The following is a 15,461-nucleotide window of genomic DNA, read 5'->3' as shown; positions in this document are numbered from 1 at the left end:
AGCGTACGAGGCTATCGCGCAGCATGGCCCGCGACGCAATGGTCGCCCGAGTGCGGTTTCCTCCACTCGGCTCCATCACTGGCAATCCCGTAGCCGCGATCTGCTACTGTCAGTTTCCTTCAAGCACCGCCCTTTCTCGATGGCCGAGTAACCATGGACATTCAACGCTCGATTCTCATCGTCGCCCTTGCAGTCGTGTCCTACCTGCTGGTTCTCCAGTGGAACAAGGATTACGGTCAGCCTGAGCTGCCCGCCGCCAGCGCTTCGATGAACACCACGCAAGGCCTGCCGGACACTCCGTCCGCCTCGGGCACCAGCAGTGACGTTCCCACTGCCCAGAGCAGCGCGGCCGGCAGCGAAGCCGCCGACAAGCCGGTTGCGGTCAGCGACAAGCTGATCCAGGTGAAGACCGACGTCCTCGACCTGGCCATCGATCCCCGTGGCGGCGATATCGTCCAGCTCGGCCTGTTGCAGTATCCGCGCCGCCTGGACCGTCCGGACGTGCCGTTCCCGCTGTTCGACAACGGTCGCGAACGTACCTACCTGGCGCAGAGCGGCCTCACCGGTGCCGACGGCCCGGACGCCAGCAGCGCCGGCCGCCCGCTGTTCCACAGTGCGCAAAGCAGCTACCAGTTGGCCGACGGCCAGAACGAACTGGTCGTGGACCTGAGCTTCAGCCACGACGGTGTCAACTACATCAAGCGCTTCACCTTCCACCGTGGCCTGAAAGCCGATTGCTCGGACAAGGAAAAGGCCCAGAAGAAGATCGAGTGCATCAATGAAAACGCCTATCAGGTCGGCGTCAGCTACCTGATCGACAACCAGAGCGGCAAGACCTGGAGCGGCAACCTGTTCGCCCAGCTCAAGCGCGACGGTAGCGCCGACCCGTCCTCGACCACCGCCACCGGGGTGTCCACCTACCTCGGCGCCGCGGTCTGGACCCCGGATTCGCCGTACAAGAAGATCTCCACCAAGGACATGGACAAGGAACAGTTCAAGGAGTCCGTGCAGGGTGGCTGGGTCGCCTGGCTGCAACACTATTTCGTGACCGCCTGGGTTCCGACCAAGGGCGAGCAGCACCAGGTCATGACCCGCAAGGACGGCCAGGGCAACTACATCGTCGGTTTCACCGGCCCGACCCTGAGCGTTCCGGCGGGTAGCAAGGTGGAAACCGACCTGACCCTGTATGCCGGCCCGAAACTCCAGAAGCACCTGAAGGAACTCTCCCCGGGCCTGGAACTGACCGTCGACTACGGTTTCCTCTGGTTCATCGCCCAGCCGATCTTTTGGCTGCTGCAACATATCCACAGCCTGATCGGCAACTGGGGCTGGTCGATCATCGCCCTGACCGTCCTGATCAAGCTGGCCTTCTTCCCGTTGTCCGCCGCCAGCTACCGTTCGATGGCGCGCATGCGCGCGGTGTCGCCGAAGATGCAGGCGATCAAGGAACAGCACGGCGACGATCGGCAGAAGATGTCCCAGGCGATGATGGAGCTGTACAAGAAGGAGAAGATCAATCCGCTGGGCGGCTGCCTGCCGATCCTGGTCCAGATGCCGGTCTTCCTCTCCCTCTACTGGGTACTCCTGGAAAGCGTGGAAATGCGCCAGGCGCCTTGGCTCGGCTGGATCACCGACCTGTCGGTGAAGGATCCGTTCTTCATCCTGCCGATCGTCATGGGCGGCACCATGCTGATCCAGCAGATGCTCAACCCGACCCCGCCGGACCCGATGCAGGCCAAGGTGATGAAACTGATGCCGATCATCTTCACCTTCTTCTTCCTCTGGTTCCCAGCCGGTCTGGTGCTGTACTGGGTAGTCAACAACTGCCTGTCGATCGCACAGCAGTGGTACATTACCCGCAAGATCGAGGCAGCCGCGAAGACCGCCTGACGTCTATCGCGAAAACTGTCCACAACAAGACGCCCCCTCGAGGGGCGTCTTGCTATCCGGAGATATCCACATGCAAGCCGCCACCGAAACCATCGTCGCGATCGCTACCGCCCAGGGCCGCGGCGGCGTGGGAATCGTCCGCATCTCCGGACCTCTCGCCGGACAGATCGCAGTGGCCGTGAGCGGACGCCAGCTGAAAGCCCGGCATGCGCATTACGGACCGTTCCTCGATGCCGGTGGGCAGGTGATCGACGAAGGCCTGTCACTGTATTTCCCCGGCCCGAACTCGTTCACCGGCGAAGACGTACTCGAACTGCAGGGGCACGGCGGCCCCGTGGTACTCGACCTGCTGGTGCAGCGTTGTCTGGAACTGGGCGCCCGCCAGGCGCGACCGGGCGAGTTCAGCGAGCGCGCGTTCCTCAACGACAAGCTCGACCTGGCCCAGGCCGAAGCCATCGCCGATCTGATCGAGGCCAGCTCGGAGCAGGCCGCGCGCAATGCATTGCGTTCCCTGCAGGGCGAATTCTCGCGCCGGGTACATGCATTGACCGAGCAACTGATTTCCCTGCGCATCTATGTCGAAGCCGCCATCGACTTCCCCGAGGAAGAAATCGACTTCCTCGCCGATGGCCATGTACTGGGGCTTCTGGAAAAAGTACGCACAGAGTTATCCACAGTGCAGCGCGAAGCTTCCCAAGGCGCCCTGCTGCGCGACGGCATGACCGTGGTCATCGCCGGACGACCGAATGCCGGCAAGTCCAGCCTGCTGAATGCCCTGGCCGGTCGCGAGGCGGCCATCGTCACGGACATAGCCGGCACCACCCGCGATGTACTGCGCGAACATATCCACATCGATGGCATGCCCCTGCATGTGGTGGACACCGCAGGCCTGCGGGATACCGAGGACCATGTGGAAAAGATCGGCGTGGAACGTGCGCTGAAAGCCATCGGCGAAGCCGATCGTGTGCTGCTGGTGGTGGACGCCACCGCCCCGGAAGCAGCGGACCCGTTTTCCCTATGGCCGGAGTTCCTCGACCAGCGACCGGAACCGGGCAAGGTCACCCTGATCCGCAACAAGGCGGATTTGTCCACAGAGTCCATTGGCCTCGAGGAAAGCGCGGACGGCCACGTCACCATCACCCTCTCGGCGCGCACCGGCGCCGGCCTGGAGCTGCTGCGCGAACACCTGAAGGCCTGCATGGGCTTCGAACAGACCGCGGAAAGCGGTTTCAGCGCCCGCCGGCGCCACCTGGAGGCGCTGCGCCAGGCTGGCCAGGCGCTGGAGCATGGCCACAGCCAACTTATCCACAATGGCGCAGGCGAGCTGCTGGCCGAGGATCTGCGCCAGGCCCAGCAGCACCTGGGTGAAATCACCGGCGCATTCACCCCCGACGACCTGCTGGGTCGCATCTTCTCGAGTTTCTGCATCGGCAAGTAATGGGGCTCGGCCCACGCCGAGTTGTGGATAACCAGGGCAAGGTTCGCTCCGGTTCTGCGTACTTTCCTTTCACTGTGCCCCTTGCCGCCGGCACTCAACCACGCAGGCATGGATTGCCGGCGCGCCGCTTCGTCCCCGAGAAAACCATCTGCGCCGATGTCGGTCTGCATGGGATGGATATCCACCTGGGAGAGGTTTATGCACAGGCACCGCGCTCCGATCCGGAGTCCGCGAAGGCGCTGCGCTGTGGTCAATCTCCCTCTCGAACGGCGTATCTATCCCGTTGTCTCGCCTGGCGCTATCGCCACGCGCCGGGACGTTCCGTGCACGCAAGACAACCCGGTAAGCGATTTACCCACAAGCCTGGAAGAGATTCTGCGAAAAGAGCTGTTGCAGACCCTGGACTCCGTCGATACCGGCCAGGCGCGGCCCTCGCCTTCGGCTCCCAAGGCGTCCCAGGGCGAGCACTCGGACACTACAACATGGAGATCGTAGCCAACCTGGCGGTATGGCTCGGCGGCGAATGCCATGTCGGACAGATGATCGACTGGTTCGGCAGTTACGACCGCACTAGCGGGCTCAGTGCTCGGCTACTGCTGCGCAAACCCGCTAACGAGGGCTCCGAGCGGGATTTCCAGGTCTCCGCCAAGCGCCGCTTCGAGCGCCTGTCGTCATCCATCGATACGCTGGAAAGCGGCAACGACTGAGCCTTTCCCACGCCTTTCCACCTCCTTCTTCCTACCTGGCTGCAGTCCTGCCGCGGCCCGGATACGCTCGCCTGAAACCTGTGGAAAACCCCAGGGACAGGAGGGTAGATAAACCCGCCGAAGCTCTGTGCATAACTCCACATGTTGATAACGAGCCATTCCATCCACAGCTAAAAAACGCTTATCAACAGGGCCCAGATAGGGTTTGGGACAGCCTTATCATTCGCTACAGGCTATGTCTTTACTGGGCTCGAAGTACTTATCAACAGAAAAGCCGCTGCTAAGTAATAAACACAAGTTCTAAAAAGATATAAACATTCCTTTCCTTTTATTTTTTGTAAGCCCGCCGAGCCGTTTTGCTCCCTCGATCTGGATTGGCTATTTTTTGTCCAGGAGTCTTCATTCAGGTTCGCTAAATCCTTATACTGTCCGGCTTTCCTGAATTCCTGCTTCTGAACAGGCCGAGGTGCGTGGTGGATTTCCCTACCCGTTTTGACGTAATCGTGATCGGCGGTGGCCATGCAGGCACCGAAGCCGCACTCGCGGCTGCGCGCATGGGTGTGAAAACCCTGCTGTTGACCCACAATGTGGAAACCCTGGGGCAGATGAGCTGCAACCCCGCCATCGGCGGCATCGGCAAGAGCCATCTGGTCAAGGAAATCGACGCCCTTGGCGGCGCCATGGCCGAAGCCACCGACAAGGGCGGTATCCAGTTCCGCATCCTTAACAGCCGCAAGGGGCCGGCAGTGCGCGCCACTCGTGCACAAGCCGATCGCGTGCTCTATAAGGCCGCTATCCGCCATACACTGGAAAACCAGCCGAACCTGTGGATATTCCAGCAGGCCTGCGACGACCTGATCGTCGAGCAGGATCAGGTCCGCGGCGTAGTGACCCAGATGGGACTGCGCTTCCATGCCGACAACGTGGTCCTGACTACCGGCACCTTCCTCGGCGGACTTATCCACATCGGCCTGGAGAACTACTCCGGCGGACGCGCCGGCGACCCGCCGTCCATCGCACTGGCGCGGCGTCTGCGTGAATTGCCGCTGCGGGTCGGCCGGCTGAAGACCGGTACGCCGCCGCGGATCGACGGGCGCAGCGTGGACTTCTCGGTGATGACCGAGCAGCCGGGCGACACGCCGATCCCGGTGATGTCCTTCCTCGGTTCGAAGGAACAGCATCCCGAGCAGGTCAGTTGCTGGATCACCCATACCAACGCCCGGACCCACGAGATCATCGCCGCCAATCTCGATCGTTCGCCGATGTATTCCGGTGTGATCGAAGGCATCGGCCCGCGCTACTGCCCTTCGATCGAAGACAAGATCCATCGCTTCGCCGACAAGGAAAGCCACCAGGTCTTCCTCGAGCCGGAAGGCCTGACGACCCACGAGCTGTATCCCAACGGCATTTCCACGTCCCTGCCGTTCGACGTGCAACTGCAGATCGTGCGTTCCATCCGTGGCATGGAAAACGCCCACATCGTGCGGCCGGGCTATGCGATCGAGTACGACTTCTTCGATCCTCGCGATCTCAGGTACAGCCTGGAGACCAAGGTCATCGGCGGCCTGTTCTTCGCCGGCCAGATCAACGGCACCACCGGCTACGAGGAAGCTGGCGCCCAGGGCCTGCTGGCCGGCGCCAATGCTGCGTTGCGTTCGCAAGGCAAGGACAGCTGGTGCCCGCGCCGCGACGAGGCCTACATCGGCGTGCTGGTGGACGACCTGATCACGCTCGGCACCCAGGAGCCGTACCGCATGTTCACCTCGCGGGCGGAATACCGCCTGATCCTCCGCGAGGACAACGCCGACCTGCGTCTCACCGAGAAGGGACGCGAGCTGGGCCTTGTCGACGATCGGCGCTGGGCTGCCTTCGAAGCCAAGCGCGAAGGTATCGAACGCGAGGAACAGCGGCTGAAGAGCACCTGGGTGCGGCCGAATACCCCGCAGGGCGACGCCATCGCCGAGCGCTTCGGTACGCCGCTGACCCATGAATACAACCTGCTCAACCTGCTGAGCCGCCCCGAGATCGATTACGCCGGCCTGGTGGAGATCACCGGCGACGCTGTGGATAACCCCCAGGTGGCCGAGCAGGTGGAGATTCGCACCAAGTACGCCGGCTACATCGACCGCCAGCAGGAGGAAATCGCCCGGCTGCGCGCCAGCGAAGATACCCGCCTGCCTGTGGATATCGATTACCTGGGGATTTCCGGCCTGTCGAAGGAAATCCAGAACAAGCTGAACCAGGCCCGTCCGGAAACCCTCGGACAGGCTTCGCGAATCCCCGGCGTCACGCCGGCTGCGATTTCGCTGTTGTTGATCCACCTGAAGAAGCGTGCCTCTGGCCGCCAACTGGAGCAGAGCGCTTGATGTCTGCGGTAACCCAACACCACGCCGACGAACTCGCGCGCGGTGCTGACGAGCTAGGCGTCGCCCTCGACGCCGACAAGCAACGCCAGCTGCTGGCCTACTTGGCCCTGCTGATCAAATGGAACAAGGCCTACAACCTGACCGCCGTACGCGACCCGGACGAGATGGTTTCGCGCCACCTGCTCGACAGCCTGAGCATCGTGCCTTATGCCGAGGCTGGGGATAACTGGCTGGATGTCGGCAGCGGCGGCGGCATGCCCGGCGTGCCGCTGGCCATCCTGTTCCCGGAAAAGCGCCTGACCCTGCTCGACAGCAACGGCAAGAAAACCCGCTTCCTGACCCAGGTGAAGCTCGAGCTGAAGCTGGCCAACCTCGAAGTCGTGCACAGCCGGGTGGAAGCCTTCCGTCCCGAGAGCCCCTTCGATGGCATCGTTTCCCGCGCTTTCAGCAGCCTGGAGGACTTCGCCAACTGGACCCGCCACCTCGGTGGCCAGGAAACCCGCTGGCTGGCGATGAAGGGCGTGCATCCGAACGAAGAGCTGGCGGCACTCCCGGAGGATTTCCGGGTCGAAGCCGAGCACGCGCTGGCGGTACCCGGTTGCCAAGGTCAGCGGCATCTGCTGATACTGCGGTGCACAGCATGAGGGGGAACAGGGATAACCATGGCTAAGGTATTCGCGATCGCCAACCAGAAAGGCGGTGTCGGCAAGACCACGACCTGTATCAACCTCGCGGCCTCCCTCGTGGCGACCAAGCGCCGCGTCCTCCTGCTGGACCTGGATCCCCAGGGCAACGCCACCACCGGCAGCGGCATCGACAAGCACAACCTGGAGCACTCCATCTACGACGTGCTCACCGGCGAGTGCAACCTCGCCGAGGCCATGCAGTTCTCCGAACACGGCGGCTACCAGTTGTTGCCGGCCAACCGCGACCTGACCGCCGCGGAAGTGGTGCTGCTGGAAATGGACATGAAGGAAAATCGCCTGCGCAACGCGCTGGCGCCGATCCGCGAGAACTACGACTACATCCTCATCGACTGCCCGCCGTCGCTGTCAATGCTCACCGTCAACGCGCTGACCGCCGCCGACGGCGTGATCATCCCCATGCAGTGCGAGTACTACGCGCTGGAGGGGCTGACCGACCTGATGAACAGCATCCAGCGCATCGGCCAGTTGCTCAACCCGACGCTGAAGATCGAGGGTCTGTTGCGGACCATGTACGATCCGCGCATCAGCCTGACCAACGATGTCTCCGCGCAGTTGCAGGAGCATTTCGGCGACACCCTCTACAGCACCGTCATCCCGCGTAACGTGCGCCTCGCCGAAGCCCCCAGCTTCGGCATGCCGGCGCTGGTTTACGACAAGCAATCCCGCGGCGCCATCGCCTACCTGGCGCTGGCCGGCGAGCTGGTCCGCCGCCAGCGCGCCAAAGGCCGCGCCGCAACCGCATAAGGAACCCGCATGGCAGCCAAGAAACGTGGACTGGGACGCGGGCTCGATGCCCTGCTGGGCGGCTCGAGTCCCGCCAAACTGCAGGAAGAAGCCGTACAGGCCGACCGCCGCGAGTTGCAGCAGATCCCCCTCGACCTGATGCAGCGCGGCAAGTACCAGCCGCGTCGCGACATGGACCCTCAGGCGCTGGAGGAACTGGCGCAGTCGATCAAGGCCCAGGGCGTGATGCAGCCCATCGTGGTACGGCCGATCGGCAATGGCCGCTACGAGATCATCGCCGGCGAGCGGCGCTGGCGGGCCAGCCAGCAGGCCGGACTGGAAAAGATCCCGGCGCTGGTGCGCGACGTGCCGGACGAAGCGGCCATCGCCATGGCGCTGATCGAGAACATCCAGCGCGAGGACCTCAATCCGATCGAGGAAGCCGCTGCCCTGCAACGCCTGCAGCAGGAGTTCCAGCTGACCCAGCAGCAGGTCGCGGAAGCGGTCGGCAAGTCGCGCGCGACCATTACCAACCTGCTGCGCCTGATCGGCCTGCCGGAAGAGATCAAGACCCTGCTTTCCCATGGCGACCTGGAAATGGGCCATGCCCGTGCGCTCCTCGGTCTGCCGGCAGAACGGCAGGTGGAAGGGGCGCGACATGTTGTCGCACATGGGCTGACCGTACGTCAGACCGAAGCCCTGGTTCGGCAGTGGACGCATGCCCCGGGCAAGCCTGCGGGACCGGTCAAGAGCGACCCGGACATCGCCCGCCTGGAACAGCGCCTGGCCGAGCGCCTGGGCGCTTCGGTGCAGATCCGGCATGGTCAGAAGGGCAAGGGACAGTTGGTCATCCGCTACAGCTCCCTGGATGAACTGCAGGGCGTTCTCGCCCACATCCGTTGACACACTTTGGGTTGTAGCGGGTAGTCGGAAATCACTACCAGCCAGTTGAACAGGGGGGACTCCCCCCCTATACTCTGCGCGCTATTTTGTGGGCACTTTTTATGCCAAGTCGTTGATTTGGCAGTGCCGACACCAGAAGACTGAGAGCGCGATGGAGTCCCGCATGCCAAGTCGCCTGCCGGCATTCAGATTGCTGCTCGTCCAACTGGTAGTAGTGCTTGTTGCTGCGATCTCCCTGTGGATTTCTTGGGGACCGGTAGCCGGATATTCCGGACTGCTGGGAGGGATGATCGCCTGGTTGCCGAATTGTTATTTCGCCTTCAAGGCGTTCCGTTTCAGCGGAGCGCGGGCTGCCCGGGAAATCGTTCGCTCTTTCTATGCGGGCGAAGCCGGGAAACTGATTCTGACGGCGGTGCTCTTCGCACTGGCGTTCGCAGGCGTGAAGCCACTGATGGCGCCGGCTCTGTTCGGTGTCTATCTGCTGACCCTGATGGTCAGCTGGTGCGCACCCCTGCTGATGGGAAAAACATTTACAAGACCTTAGAGCGATTGAGGCAAACATGGCAGCAGAAACCGCTTCGGGTTACATCCAGCACCACTTGCAGAACCTGACCTTCGGGCGTCTGCCTAATGGTGATTGGGGGTTCGCCCACACCGCCGAGCAAGCCAAGGAAATGGGCTTCTGGGCATTCCACGTAGACACCCTGGGCTGGTCGGTACTGCTCGGCGTGGTGTTCCTGTTCATCTTCCGCCTGGCAGCCAAGAAGGCCACCAGCGGCCAGCCGGGTGGACTGCAGAACTTCGTCGAGGTGATGGTCGAGTTCGTCGACACCAGCGTCAAGGACACCTTCCACGGGCGCAACCCGTTGATCGCGCCCCTGGCCCTGACCGTGTTCGTCTGGATCTTCCTGCTCAACCTGATCGACCTGGTTCCGGTGGACTACCTGCCGATGCTGGCCGCGAAGATCACCGGCGACGAGCACCTGTTCTTCCGCGCGGTGGCCACCACCGACCCGAACGCCACCCTCGGCCTGTCGATCTCGGTGTTCGCCCTGATCGTCTTCTACAGCATCAAGGTCAAGGGCATCGGCGGCTTCCTCGGTGAACTGACCCTGCACCCCTTCAGCAGCAAGAACATCGTCGTTCAGATCCTGCTGATTCCGGTGAACTTCCTGCTCGAGTTCGTGACCCTGATCGCCAAGCCGGTTTCGCTGGCGCTGCGTCTGTTCGGCAACATGTATGCCGGCGAACTGATCTTCATTCTGATCGCCGTCATGTTCGGTAGCGGAATGTTCCTGCTGAGTGCCCTGGGCGTAGCCCTGAACTGGGCGTGGGCTGTGTTCCACATCCTGATCATCACCCTGCAGGCCTTCATCTTCATGATGCTGACCATCGTCTACCTGTCGATGGCGCACGAAGACAACCATTAATCGATTCGCTTCAACCTTTAACCAACACGACAAAAAGTCGGGAGGAAAAATGGAAACTGTAGTTGGACTGACTGCTATCGCCGTTGCTCTGCTGATTGGCCTGGGTGCCCTGGGTACCGCCATCGGTTTCGGTCTGCTGGGTGGCAAGTTCCTGGAAGGCGCAGCTCGTCAGCCTGAAATGGTTCCGATGCTGCAGGTGAAAATGTTCATCGTCGCCGGCCTGCTGGACGCCGTGACCATGATCGGTGTGGGTATCGCCCTGTTCTTCACCTTCGCGAATCCCTTCGTTGGTCAAATCGCCGGCTAATCACTCGAATCATTCGATTTGAGTGTTTGACGGACAACGAACGAGCGAGGTGTTGGCGTGAACATTAATGCAACCCTGATTGGCCAGTCCGTTGCGTTCTTCATCTTTGTGCTGTTCTGCATGAAGTTCGTGTGGCCTCCGGTCATCGCGGCTCTGCAAGAGCGTCAGAAGAAGATCGCTGACGGCCTGGACGCTGCCAACCGCGCGGCTCGTGATCTGGAGCTGGCTCATGAGAAAGCGGGCCAGCAACTGCGCGAAGCCAAGGCTCAGGCAGCCGAAATCGTCGAACAGGCGAAGAAACGCGCTAACCAGATCGTCGATGAAGCCCGCGACCAGGCCCGTACCGAAGGCGAACGCCTGAAGGCCCAGGCCCAAGCGGAAATCGAACAGGAACTGAACAGCGTCAAGGACGCCCTGCGTGCCCAAGTGGGTGCCCTGGCCGTCACCGGCGCAGAGAAGATCCTGGGTGCTTCGATCGACGCAAACGCGCACGAGCAGCTGGTTTCCAAACTGGCAGCCGAGATCTAAGCGAGGGCGCTATGGCAGAACTGACCACGTTGGCTCGTCCCTACGCAAAGGCGGCTTTCGAGTACGCCCAGGCTCATCAGCAACTGGCCGATTGGTCGGCTGCGCTGGGTGTGCTGGCCGCAGTGTCGCAGGACGACACCGTGCGCCAGCTGCTCAAAGAGCCTCAGCTGACCTCTTCGGCCAAGGCCCAGAGCCTGATCGATGTGTGCGGCGACAAGCTGAATGCACCAGCCCAGAACTTCGTCCGGACTGTGGCTGAGAACAAGCGGCTCGAACTGCTGCCGACCATCGCTGAGATGTACGAGCAGTTGAAGGCCGAGCAGGAAAAGTCGGTCGAGGTAGAAGTCACCAGTGCCTTCACCTTGAGCAAAGAACAGCAGGACAAACTCGCCAAGGCTCTCAGCGCCCGGCTCAGTCGCGAAGTGCGGCTACATGCGTCGGAAGACGCGAGCCTGATCGGCGGCGTGATCATTCGCGCCGGTGACTTGGTAATCGATGGCTCGGTGCGCGGCAAGCTCGCGAAACTGGCCGAAGCGTTGAAATCTTGAGTTTGAAGGGGCAGCGGCATGCAGCAACTCAATCCTTCCGAAATTAGTGAAATCATCAAGGGGCGCATCGAGAAACTCGACGTCGCCTCCCAAGCACGAAACGAAGGCACCATCGTCAGCGTGTCCGACGGTATCGTGCGCATCTACGGTCTGGCCGACGTCATGTACGGCGAGATGATCGAGTTCCCGGGCGGCGTCTACGGTATGGCGCTGAACCTGGAGCAGGATTCCGTGGGTGCCGTGGTCCTGGGTGAATACCAGGGCCTCGCCGAAGGCATGAACGCCAAGTGCACCGGGCGCATCCTGGAGGTTCCGGTTGGTCCGGAACTGCTGGGTCGCGTAGTCGATGCACTGGGCAATCCGATCGACGGCAAAGGCCCGATCGACGCCAAGGCCACCGACGCGGTCGAGAAGGTCGCTCCGGGCGTGATCTGGCGTAAGTCGGTAGACCAGCCGGTACAGACCGGCTACAAGTCGGTCGACGCCATGATCCCGGTAGGCCGTGGCCAGCGCGAGCTGATCATCGGCGACCGCCAGATCGGCAAGACCGCCCTCGCGGTCGACGCCATCATCAACCAGAAAGACAGCGGCATTAAGTGCGTCTACGTGGCCATCGGCCAGAAGCAGTCCACTATCGCCAACGTCGTACGCAAGCTGGAAGAGAACGGCGCCCTGGCCAACACCATCGTGGTCGCCGCCAGCGCTTCCGAGTCCGCCGCCCTGCAATACCTGGCGCCGTACTCCGGTTGCACCATGGGCGAATACTTCCGTGATCGCGGTGAAGACGCCCTGATCGTCTACGACGACCTGTCCAAGCAGGCCGTGGCTTATCGCCAGATCTCCCTGCTGCTGCGCCGTCCGCCGGGCCGCGAAGCCTACCCGGGCGACGTGTTCTATCTCCACAGCCGTCTGCTGGAGCGCGCTTCCCGCGTTTCCGAAGAGTATGTCGAGAAGTTCACCAACGGCGCCGTGACCGGCAAGACCGGCTCGCTGACCGCGCTGCCGATCATCGAGACCCAGGCCGGCGACGTTTCCGCGTTCGTTCCGACCAACGTGATCTCGATCACCGACGGCCAGATCTTCCTGGAATCCGCCATGTTCAACTCGGGTATCCGTCCGGCCGTCAACGCCGGTATCTCGGTATCCCGCGTAGGTGGCGCGGCCCAGACCAAGATCATCAAGAAGCTGTCCGGCGGCATTCGTACCGCTCTGGCCCAGTACCGTGAACTGGCGGCCTTCGCCCAGTTCGCCTCGGACCTGGACGAAGCGACCCGCAAGCAGCTGGAGCATGGTCAGCGCGTTACCGAGCTGATGAAGCAGAAGCAGTACGCGCCGATGTCGATCGCCGAGATGTCGCTGTCCCTGTATGCCGCCGAGCGTGGCTTCCTGCAGGACGTCGAAATCGCCAAGGTTGGTAGCTTCGAGCAGGCGTTGATCTCCTACTTCCAGCGCGAGCATGCCGCTCTGCTGGCGAAGATCAACGAGAAAGGTGACTTCAACGACGAAATCGACGCGGGCATCAAGGCCGGCATCGAGAAGTTCAAGGCCACCCAAACCTGGTAAGCCGCAGCGGGAGCCGCGAGGCTCCCGCCTGCTAACCCGATAGGTGTCAAATGGCAGGCGCAAAAGAGATTCGCAGCAAGATTGCGAGCATCAAAAGCACGCAAAAGATCACCAATGCCATGGAAAAAGTGGCGGTGAGCAAGATGCGCAAGGCACAAATGCGCATGGCGGCCGGCCGTCCCTACGCGGAGCGTATTCGCCAGGTGATCGGCCATCTGGCCAACGCCAACCCGGAATACCGTCACCCGTTCATGGTCGAGCGTGAAGTCAAGCGCGTCGGCTACATCGTGGTGAGCAGTGACCGTGGTCTGTGCGGCGGTCTGAACATCAACCTGTTCAAGTCCCTCGTCAAGGACATGAGCGGCTACCGCGAGCAAGGGGCGGAAATCGACCTTTGCGTGATCGGTAGCAAGGGCGCTTCGTTCTTCCGCAGTTTCGGCGGCAACGTCGTGGCAGCTATCAGCCACCTCGGCGAAGAGCCTTCGATCAACGACCTGATCGGCAGTGTCAAGGTGATGCTCGACGCATACCTCGAAGGCCGTATCGATCGCCTGTTCGTGGTCTCCAACAAGTTCGTCAACACCATGACCCAGAAGCCGACCGTGGAACAGCTGATTCCGCTGGTGGCCGATGACGATCAGGAGCTGAAGCACCACTGGGACTATCTCTACGAACCCGACGCCAAGTCGCTCCTCGACGGGCTGCTGGTGCGTTACGTGGAATCCCAGGTGTACCAGGCCGTGGTTGAGAACAACGCCTGTGAGCAGGCGGCCCGGATGATTGCAATGAAGAACGCTACCGACAACGCCGGCGAGCTGATCAGCGATTTGCAGCTGATCTACAACAAGGCGCGTCAGGCGGCGATCACCCAGGAAATCTCGGAAATCGTCGGCGGCGCTGCCGCGGTGTAAGAACAGGTTCAAAATTCAGAGGAACCAGACATGAGTAGCGGACGTATCGTTCAAATCATCGGCGCCGTGATCGACGTGGAATTCCCGCGCGATGCCGTGCCGAGCATCTATGAAGCCCTGAAGGTTCAGGGCGTTGAAACCACCCTGGAAGTCCAGCAGCAGCTGGGCGACGGCGTGGTTCGTTCCATTGCGATGGGTTCCACCGAAGGCCTCAAGCGTGGCCTGAACGTGGACAGCACTGGTGCTGCCATCTCCGTGCCGGTCGGTAAAGCGACCCTGGGCCGGATCATGGACGTACTGGGCAACCCGATCGACGAAGCCGGCCCCATCGGCGAAGAAGAGCGCTGGGGCATCCACCGCGAAGCTCCGTCCTATGCCGACCAGGCTGGCGGCAACGAGCTGCTGGAAACCGGCATCAAGGTGATCGACCTGGTCTGCCCGTTCGCCAAGGGCGGCAAGGTAGGCCTGTTCGGCGGCGCCGGCGTGGGCAAGACCGTCAACATGATGGAACTGATCCGTAACATCGCCATCGAGCACAGCGGTTATTCCGTGTTCGCGGGTGTGGGCGAGCGTACTCGTGAGGGTAACGACTTCTACCACGAGATGAAGGACTCCAACGTACTGGACAAGGTAGCCCTGGTATACGGCCAGATGAACGAGCCGCCGGGCAACCGTCTGCGCGTCGCACTGACCGGCCTGACCATGGCCGAGAAGTTCCGTGACGAAGGCCGTGACGTTCTGTTGTTCATCGACAACATCTACCGTTACACCCTCGCCGGTACCGAAGTGTCCGCACTGCTGGGCCGTATGCCGTCCGCGGTGGGTTATCAGCCGACCCTGGCCGAAGAGATGGGCGTTCTGCAGGAGCGCATCACCTCCACCAAGAAAGGCTCGATCACCTCGATCCAGGCCGTATACGTTCCCGCGGACGACCTCACCGACCCGTCCCCGGCGACCACCTTCGCCCACCTGGACGCGACCGTCGTACTGTCCCGTGACATCGCCTCGCTGGGTATCTACCCCGCGGTCGACCCGCTGGACTCGACCTCCCGTCAGCTCGATCCGCTGGTGATCGGCCAGGATCACTACGACACCGCTCGCGGCGTCCAGTATGTTCTGCAGCGCTACAAGGAGCTGAAGGACATCATCGCGATCCTGGGCATGGACGAACTGTCCGAAGCCGACAAGCTGCTGGTGGCGCGCGCTCGTAAGATCCAGCGCTTCCTGTCCCAGCCGTTCTTCGTAGCGGAAGTCTTCACCGGCTCGCCGGGCAAGTACGTTTCCCTGAAGGACACCATCGCTGGCTTCAAGGGCATTCTCAACGGCGACTACGATCACCTGCCGGAGCAGGCGTTCTACATGGTCGGCGGTATCGAAGAAGCGGTCGAGAAAGCCAAAAAACTGTAATCCTGTGCGCCCGGCGACGGGCGCTCATGTGAG

15 protein-coding genes are annotated in these 15,461 nt (G+C 62.0%); all 15 read left to right on the top strand.

The annotated features are described in order from the left end of the window. Positions 1-153 precede the first annotated feature (153 nt). The 15 genes from yidC (at position 154) to atpD (ending at position 15,428) form a co-directional block, all read left to right on the top strand. Entirely contained in the window at positions 154-1,890 is a 1,737-nt protein-coding gene (gene yidC / locus HMPREF2581_RS31215; RefSeq protein ID WP_003097255.1) for a membrane protein insertase YidC, read from the top strand. Positions 1,891-1,960: 70 nt separating this feature from the next. After that, positions 1,961-3,328: a tRNA uridine-5-carboxymethylaminomethyl(34) synthesis GTPase MnmE gene (gene mnmE / locus HMPREF2581_RS31210; protein ID WP_003142192.1), complete on the top strand. Its 1,368-nt coding sequence runs from the start codon at positions 1,961-1,963 to the stop codon at positions 3,326-3,328. Positions 3,329-3,810: 482 nt separating this feature from the next. Then, positions 3,811-4,035, top strand: coding sequence for a hypothetical protein (locus HMPREF2581_RS33385; RefSeq protein WP_003097251.1), 225 nt, complete (start codon positions 3,811-3,813; stop codon positions 4,033-4,035). 473 nt (positions 4,036-4,508) lie between these two features. After that, a complete protein-coding gene (mnmG, locus tag HMPREF2581_RS31200; protein WP_003100244.1) occupies positions 4,509-6,401 on the top strand; it encodes a tRNA uridine-5-carboxymethylaminomethyl(34) synthesis enzyme MnmG in 1,893 nt (630 codons plus the stop codon). Beyond that, positions 6,401-7,045 carry a 16S rRNA (guanine(527)-N(7))-methyltransferase RsmG gene (gene rsmG, locus HMPREF2581_RS31195; protein WP_003142190.1) on the top strand — a complete coding sequence of 215 codons (645 nt, stop codon included), beginning with the start codon at positions 6,401-6,403 and terminating at the stop codon, positions 7,043-7,045. The genes mnmG and rsmG overlap by 1 nt, the downstream gene beginning before the upstream one ends. Positions 7,046-7,063: 18 nt before the next feature. Then, positions 7,064-7,852 carry a chromosome partitioning protein Soj gene (gene soj / locus HMPREF2581_RS31190; protein ID WP_003097243.1) on the top strand — a complete coding sequence of 263 codons (789 nt, stop codon included), beginning with the start codon at positions 7,064-7,066 and terminating at the stop codon, positions 7,850-7,852. A 9-nt stretch (positions 7,853-7,861) separates the two neighbouring features. Further along, on the top strand, positions 7,862-8,734 hold the full coding sequence (locus HMPREF2581_RS31185; RefSeq protein ID WP_003142189.1) for a ParB/RepB/Spo0J family partition protein: 873 nt from the start codon (positions 7,862-7,864) through the stop codon (positions 8,732-8,734). A 163-nt stretch (positions 8,735-8,897) separates the two neighbouring features. Further along, complete coding sequence (locus HMPREF2581_RS31180; protein WP_003142186.1) at positions 8,898-9,278, top strand: F0F1 ATP synthase subunit I; 381 nt, start codon at positions 8,898-8,900, stop codon at positions 9,276-9,278. Positions 9,279-9,294: 16 nt separating this feature from the next. Continuing rightward, positions 9,295-10,164, top strand: coding sequence for a F0F1 ATP synthase subunit A (atpB, locus tag HMPREF2581_RS31175; RefSeq protein WP_003100237.1), 870 nt, complete (start codon positions 9,295-9,297; stop codon positions 10,162-10,164). Positions 10,165-10,213: 49 nt separating this feature from the next. Beyond that, on the top strand, positions 10,214-10,471 hold the full coding sequence (gene atpE, locus HMPREF2581_RS31170) for a F0F1 ATP synthase subunit C (RefSeq protein WP_003097235.1): 258 nt from the start codon (positions 10,214-10,216) through the stop codon (positions 10,469-10,471). A gap of 57 nt (positions 10,472-10,528) precedes the next feature. Continuing rightward, on the top strand, positions 10,529-10,999 hold the full coding sequence (locus HMPREF2581_RS31165; protein WP_003100235.1) for a F0F1 ATP synthase subunit B: 471 nt from the start codon (positions 10,529-10,531) through the stop codon (positions 10,997-10,999). Between the two features lie 11 nt (positions 11,000-11,010). Beyond that, a complete protein-coding gene (locus HMPREF2581_RS31160) occupies positions 11,011-11,547 on the top strand; it encodes a F0F1 ATP synthase subunit delta (RefSeq protein WP_003097135.1) in 537 nt (178 codons plus the stop codon). Positions 11,548-11,565: 18 nt separating this feature from the next. Beyond that, entirely contained in the window at positions 11,566-13,110 is a 1,545-nt protein-coding gene (gene atpA, locus HMPREF2581_RS31155; RefSeq protein ID WP_003097134.1) for a F0F1 ATP synthase subunit alpha, read from the top strand. Between the two features lie 50 nt (positions 13,111-13,160). After that, positions 13,161-14,021, top strand: a complete 861-nt coding sequence (gene atpG, locus HMPREF2581_RS31150; protein WP_003097132.1) for a F0F1 ATP synthase subunit gamma — start codon at positions 13,161-13,163, stop codon at positions 14,019-14,021. A 30-nt stretch (positions 14,022-14,051) separates the two neighbouring features. Beyond that, positions 14,052-15,428 (top strand): F0F1 ATP synthase subunit beta, encoded by a 1,377-nt coding sequence (gene atpD, locus HMPREF2581_RS31145; RefSeq protein WP_003097130.1) that lies wholly within the window; start codon positions 14,052-14,054, stop codon positions 15,426-15,428. Positions 15,429-15,461: the final 33 nt, after the last annotated feature.

The sequence above is a fragment of the Pseudomonas sp. HMSC057H01 genome, assembly GCF_001836405.1.
In the GTDB taxonomy this organism is placed as follows: domain Bacteria; phylum Pseudomonadota; class Gammaproteobacteria; order Pseudomonadales; family Pseudomonadaceae; genus Pseudomonas; species Pseudomonas aeruginosa.
Note: the sequence above shows the minus strand (reverse complement) of the source record. Positions and strands in the feature narration are given on the sequence as shown.

Coding starts and splice junctions, on each gene's coding strand:
- HMPREF2581_RS31185 (WP_003142189.1), top strand. CDS start 7,862: ATGGCAGCCAAGAAACGTGGACTGGGACGCGGGCTCGATGCCCTGCTG.
- HMPREF2581_RS33385 (WP_003097251.1), top strand. CDS start 3,811: ATGGAGATCGTAGCCAACCTGGCGGTATGGCTCGGCGGCGAATGCCAT.
- HMPREF2581_RS31180 (WP_003142186.1), top strand. CDS start 8,898: ATGCCAAGTCGCCTGCCGGCATTCAGATTGCTGCTCGTCCAACTGGTA.
- yidC (WP_003097255.1), top strand. CDS start 154: ATGGACATTCAACGCTCGATTCTCATCGTCGCCCTTGCAGTCGTGTCC.
- atpE (WP_003097235.1), top strand. CDS start 10,214: ATGGAAACTGTAGTTGGACTGACTGCTATCGCCGTTGCTCTGCTGATT.
- mnmE (WP_003142192.1), top strand. CDS start 1,961: ATGCAAGCCGCCACCGAAACCATCGTCGCGATCGCTACCGCCCAGGGC.
- atpD (WP_003097130.1), top strand. CDS start 14,052: ATGAGTAGCGGACGTATCGTTCAAATCATCGGCGCCGTGATCGACGTG.
- atpG (WP_003097132.1), top strand. CDS start 13,161: ATGGCAGGCGCAAAAGAGATTCGCAGCAAGATTGCGAGCATCAAAAGC.
- soj (WP_003097243.1), top strand. CDS start 7,064: ATGGCTAAGGTATTCGCGATCGCCAACCAGAAAGGCGGTGTCGGCAAG.
- HMPREF2581_RS31160 (WP_003097135.1), top strand. CDS start 11,011: ATGGCAGAACTGACCACGTTGGCTCGTCCCTACGCAAAGGCGGCTTTC.
- rsmG (WP_003142190.1), top strand. CDS start 6,401: ATGTCTGCGGTAACCCAACACCACGCCGACGAACTCGCGCGCGGTGCT.
- atpA (WP_003097134.1), top strand. CDS start 11,566: ATGCAGCAACTCAATCCTTCCGAAATTAGTGAAATCATCAAGGGGCGC.
- atpB (WP_003100237.1), top strand. CDS start 9,295: ATGGCAGCAGAAACCGCTTCGGGTTACATCCAGCACCACTTGCAGAAC.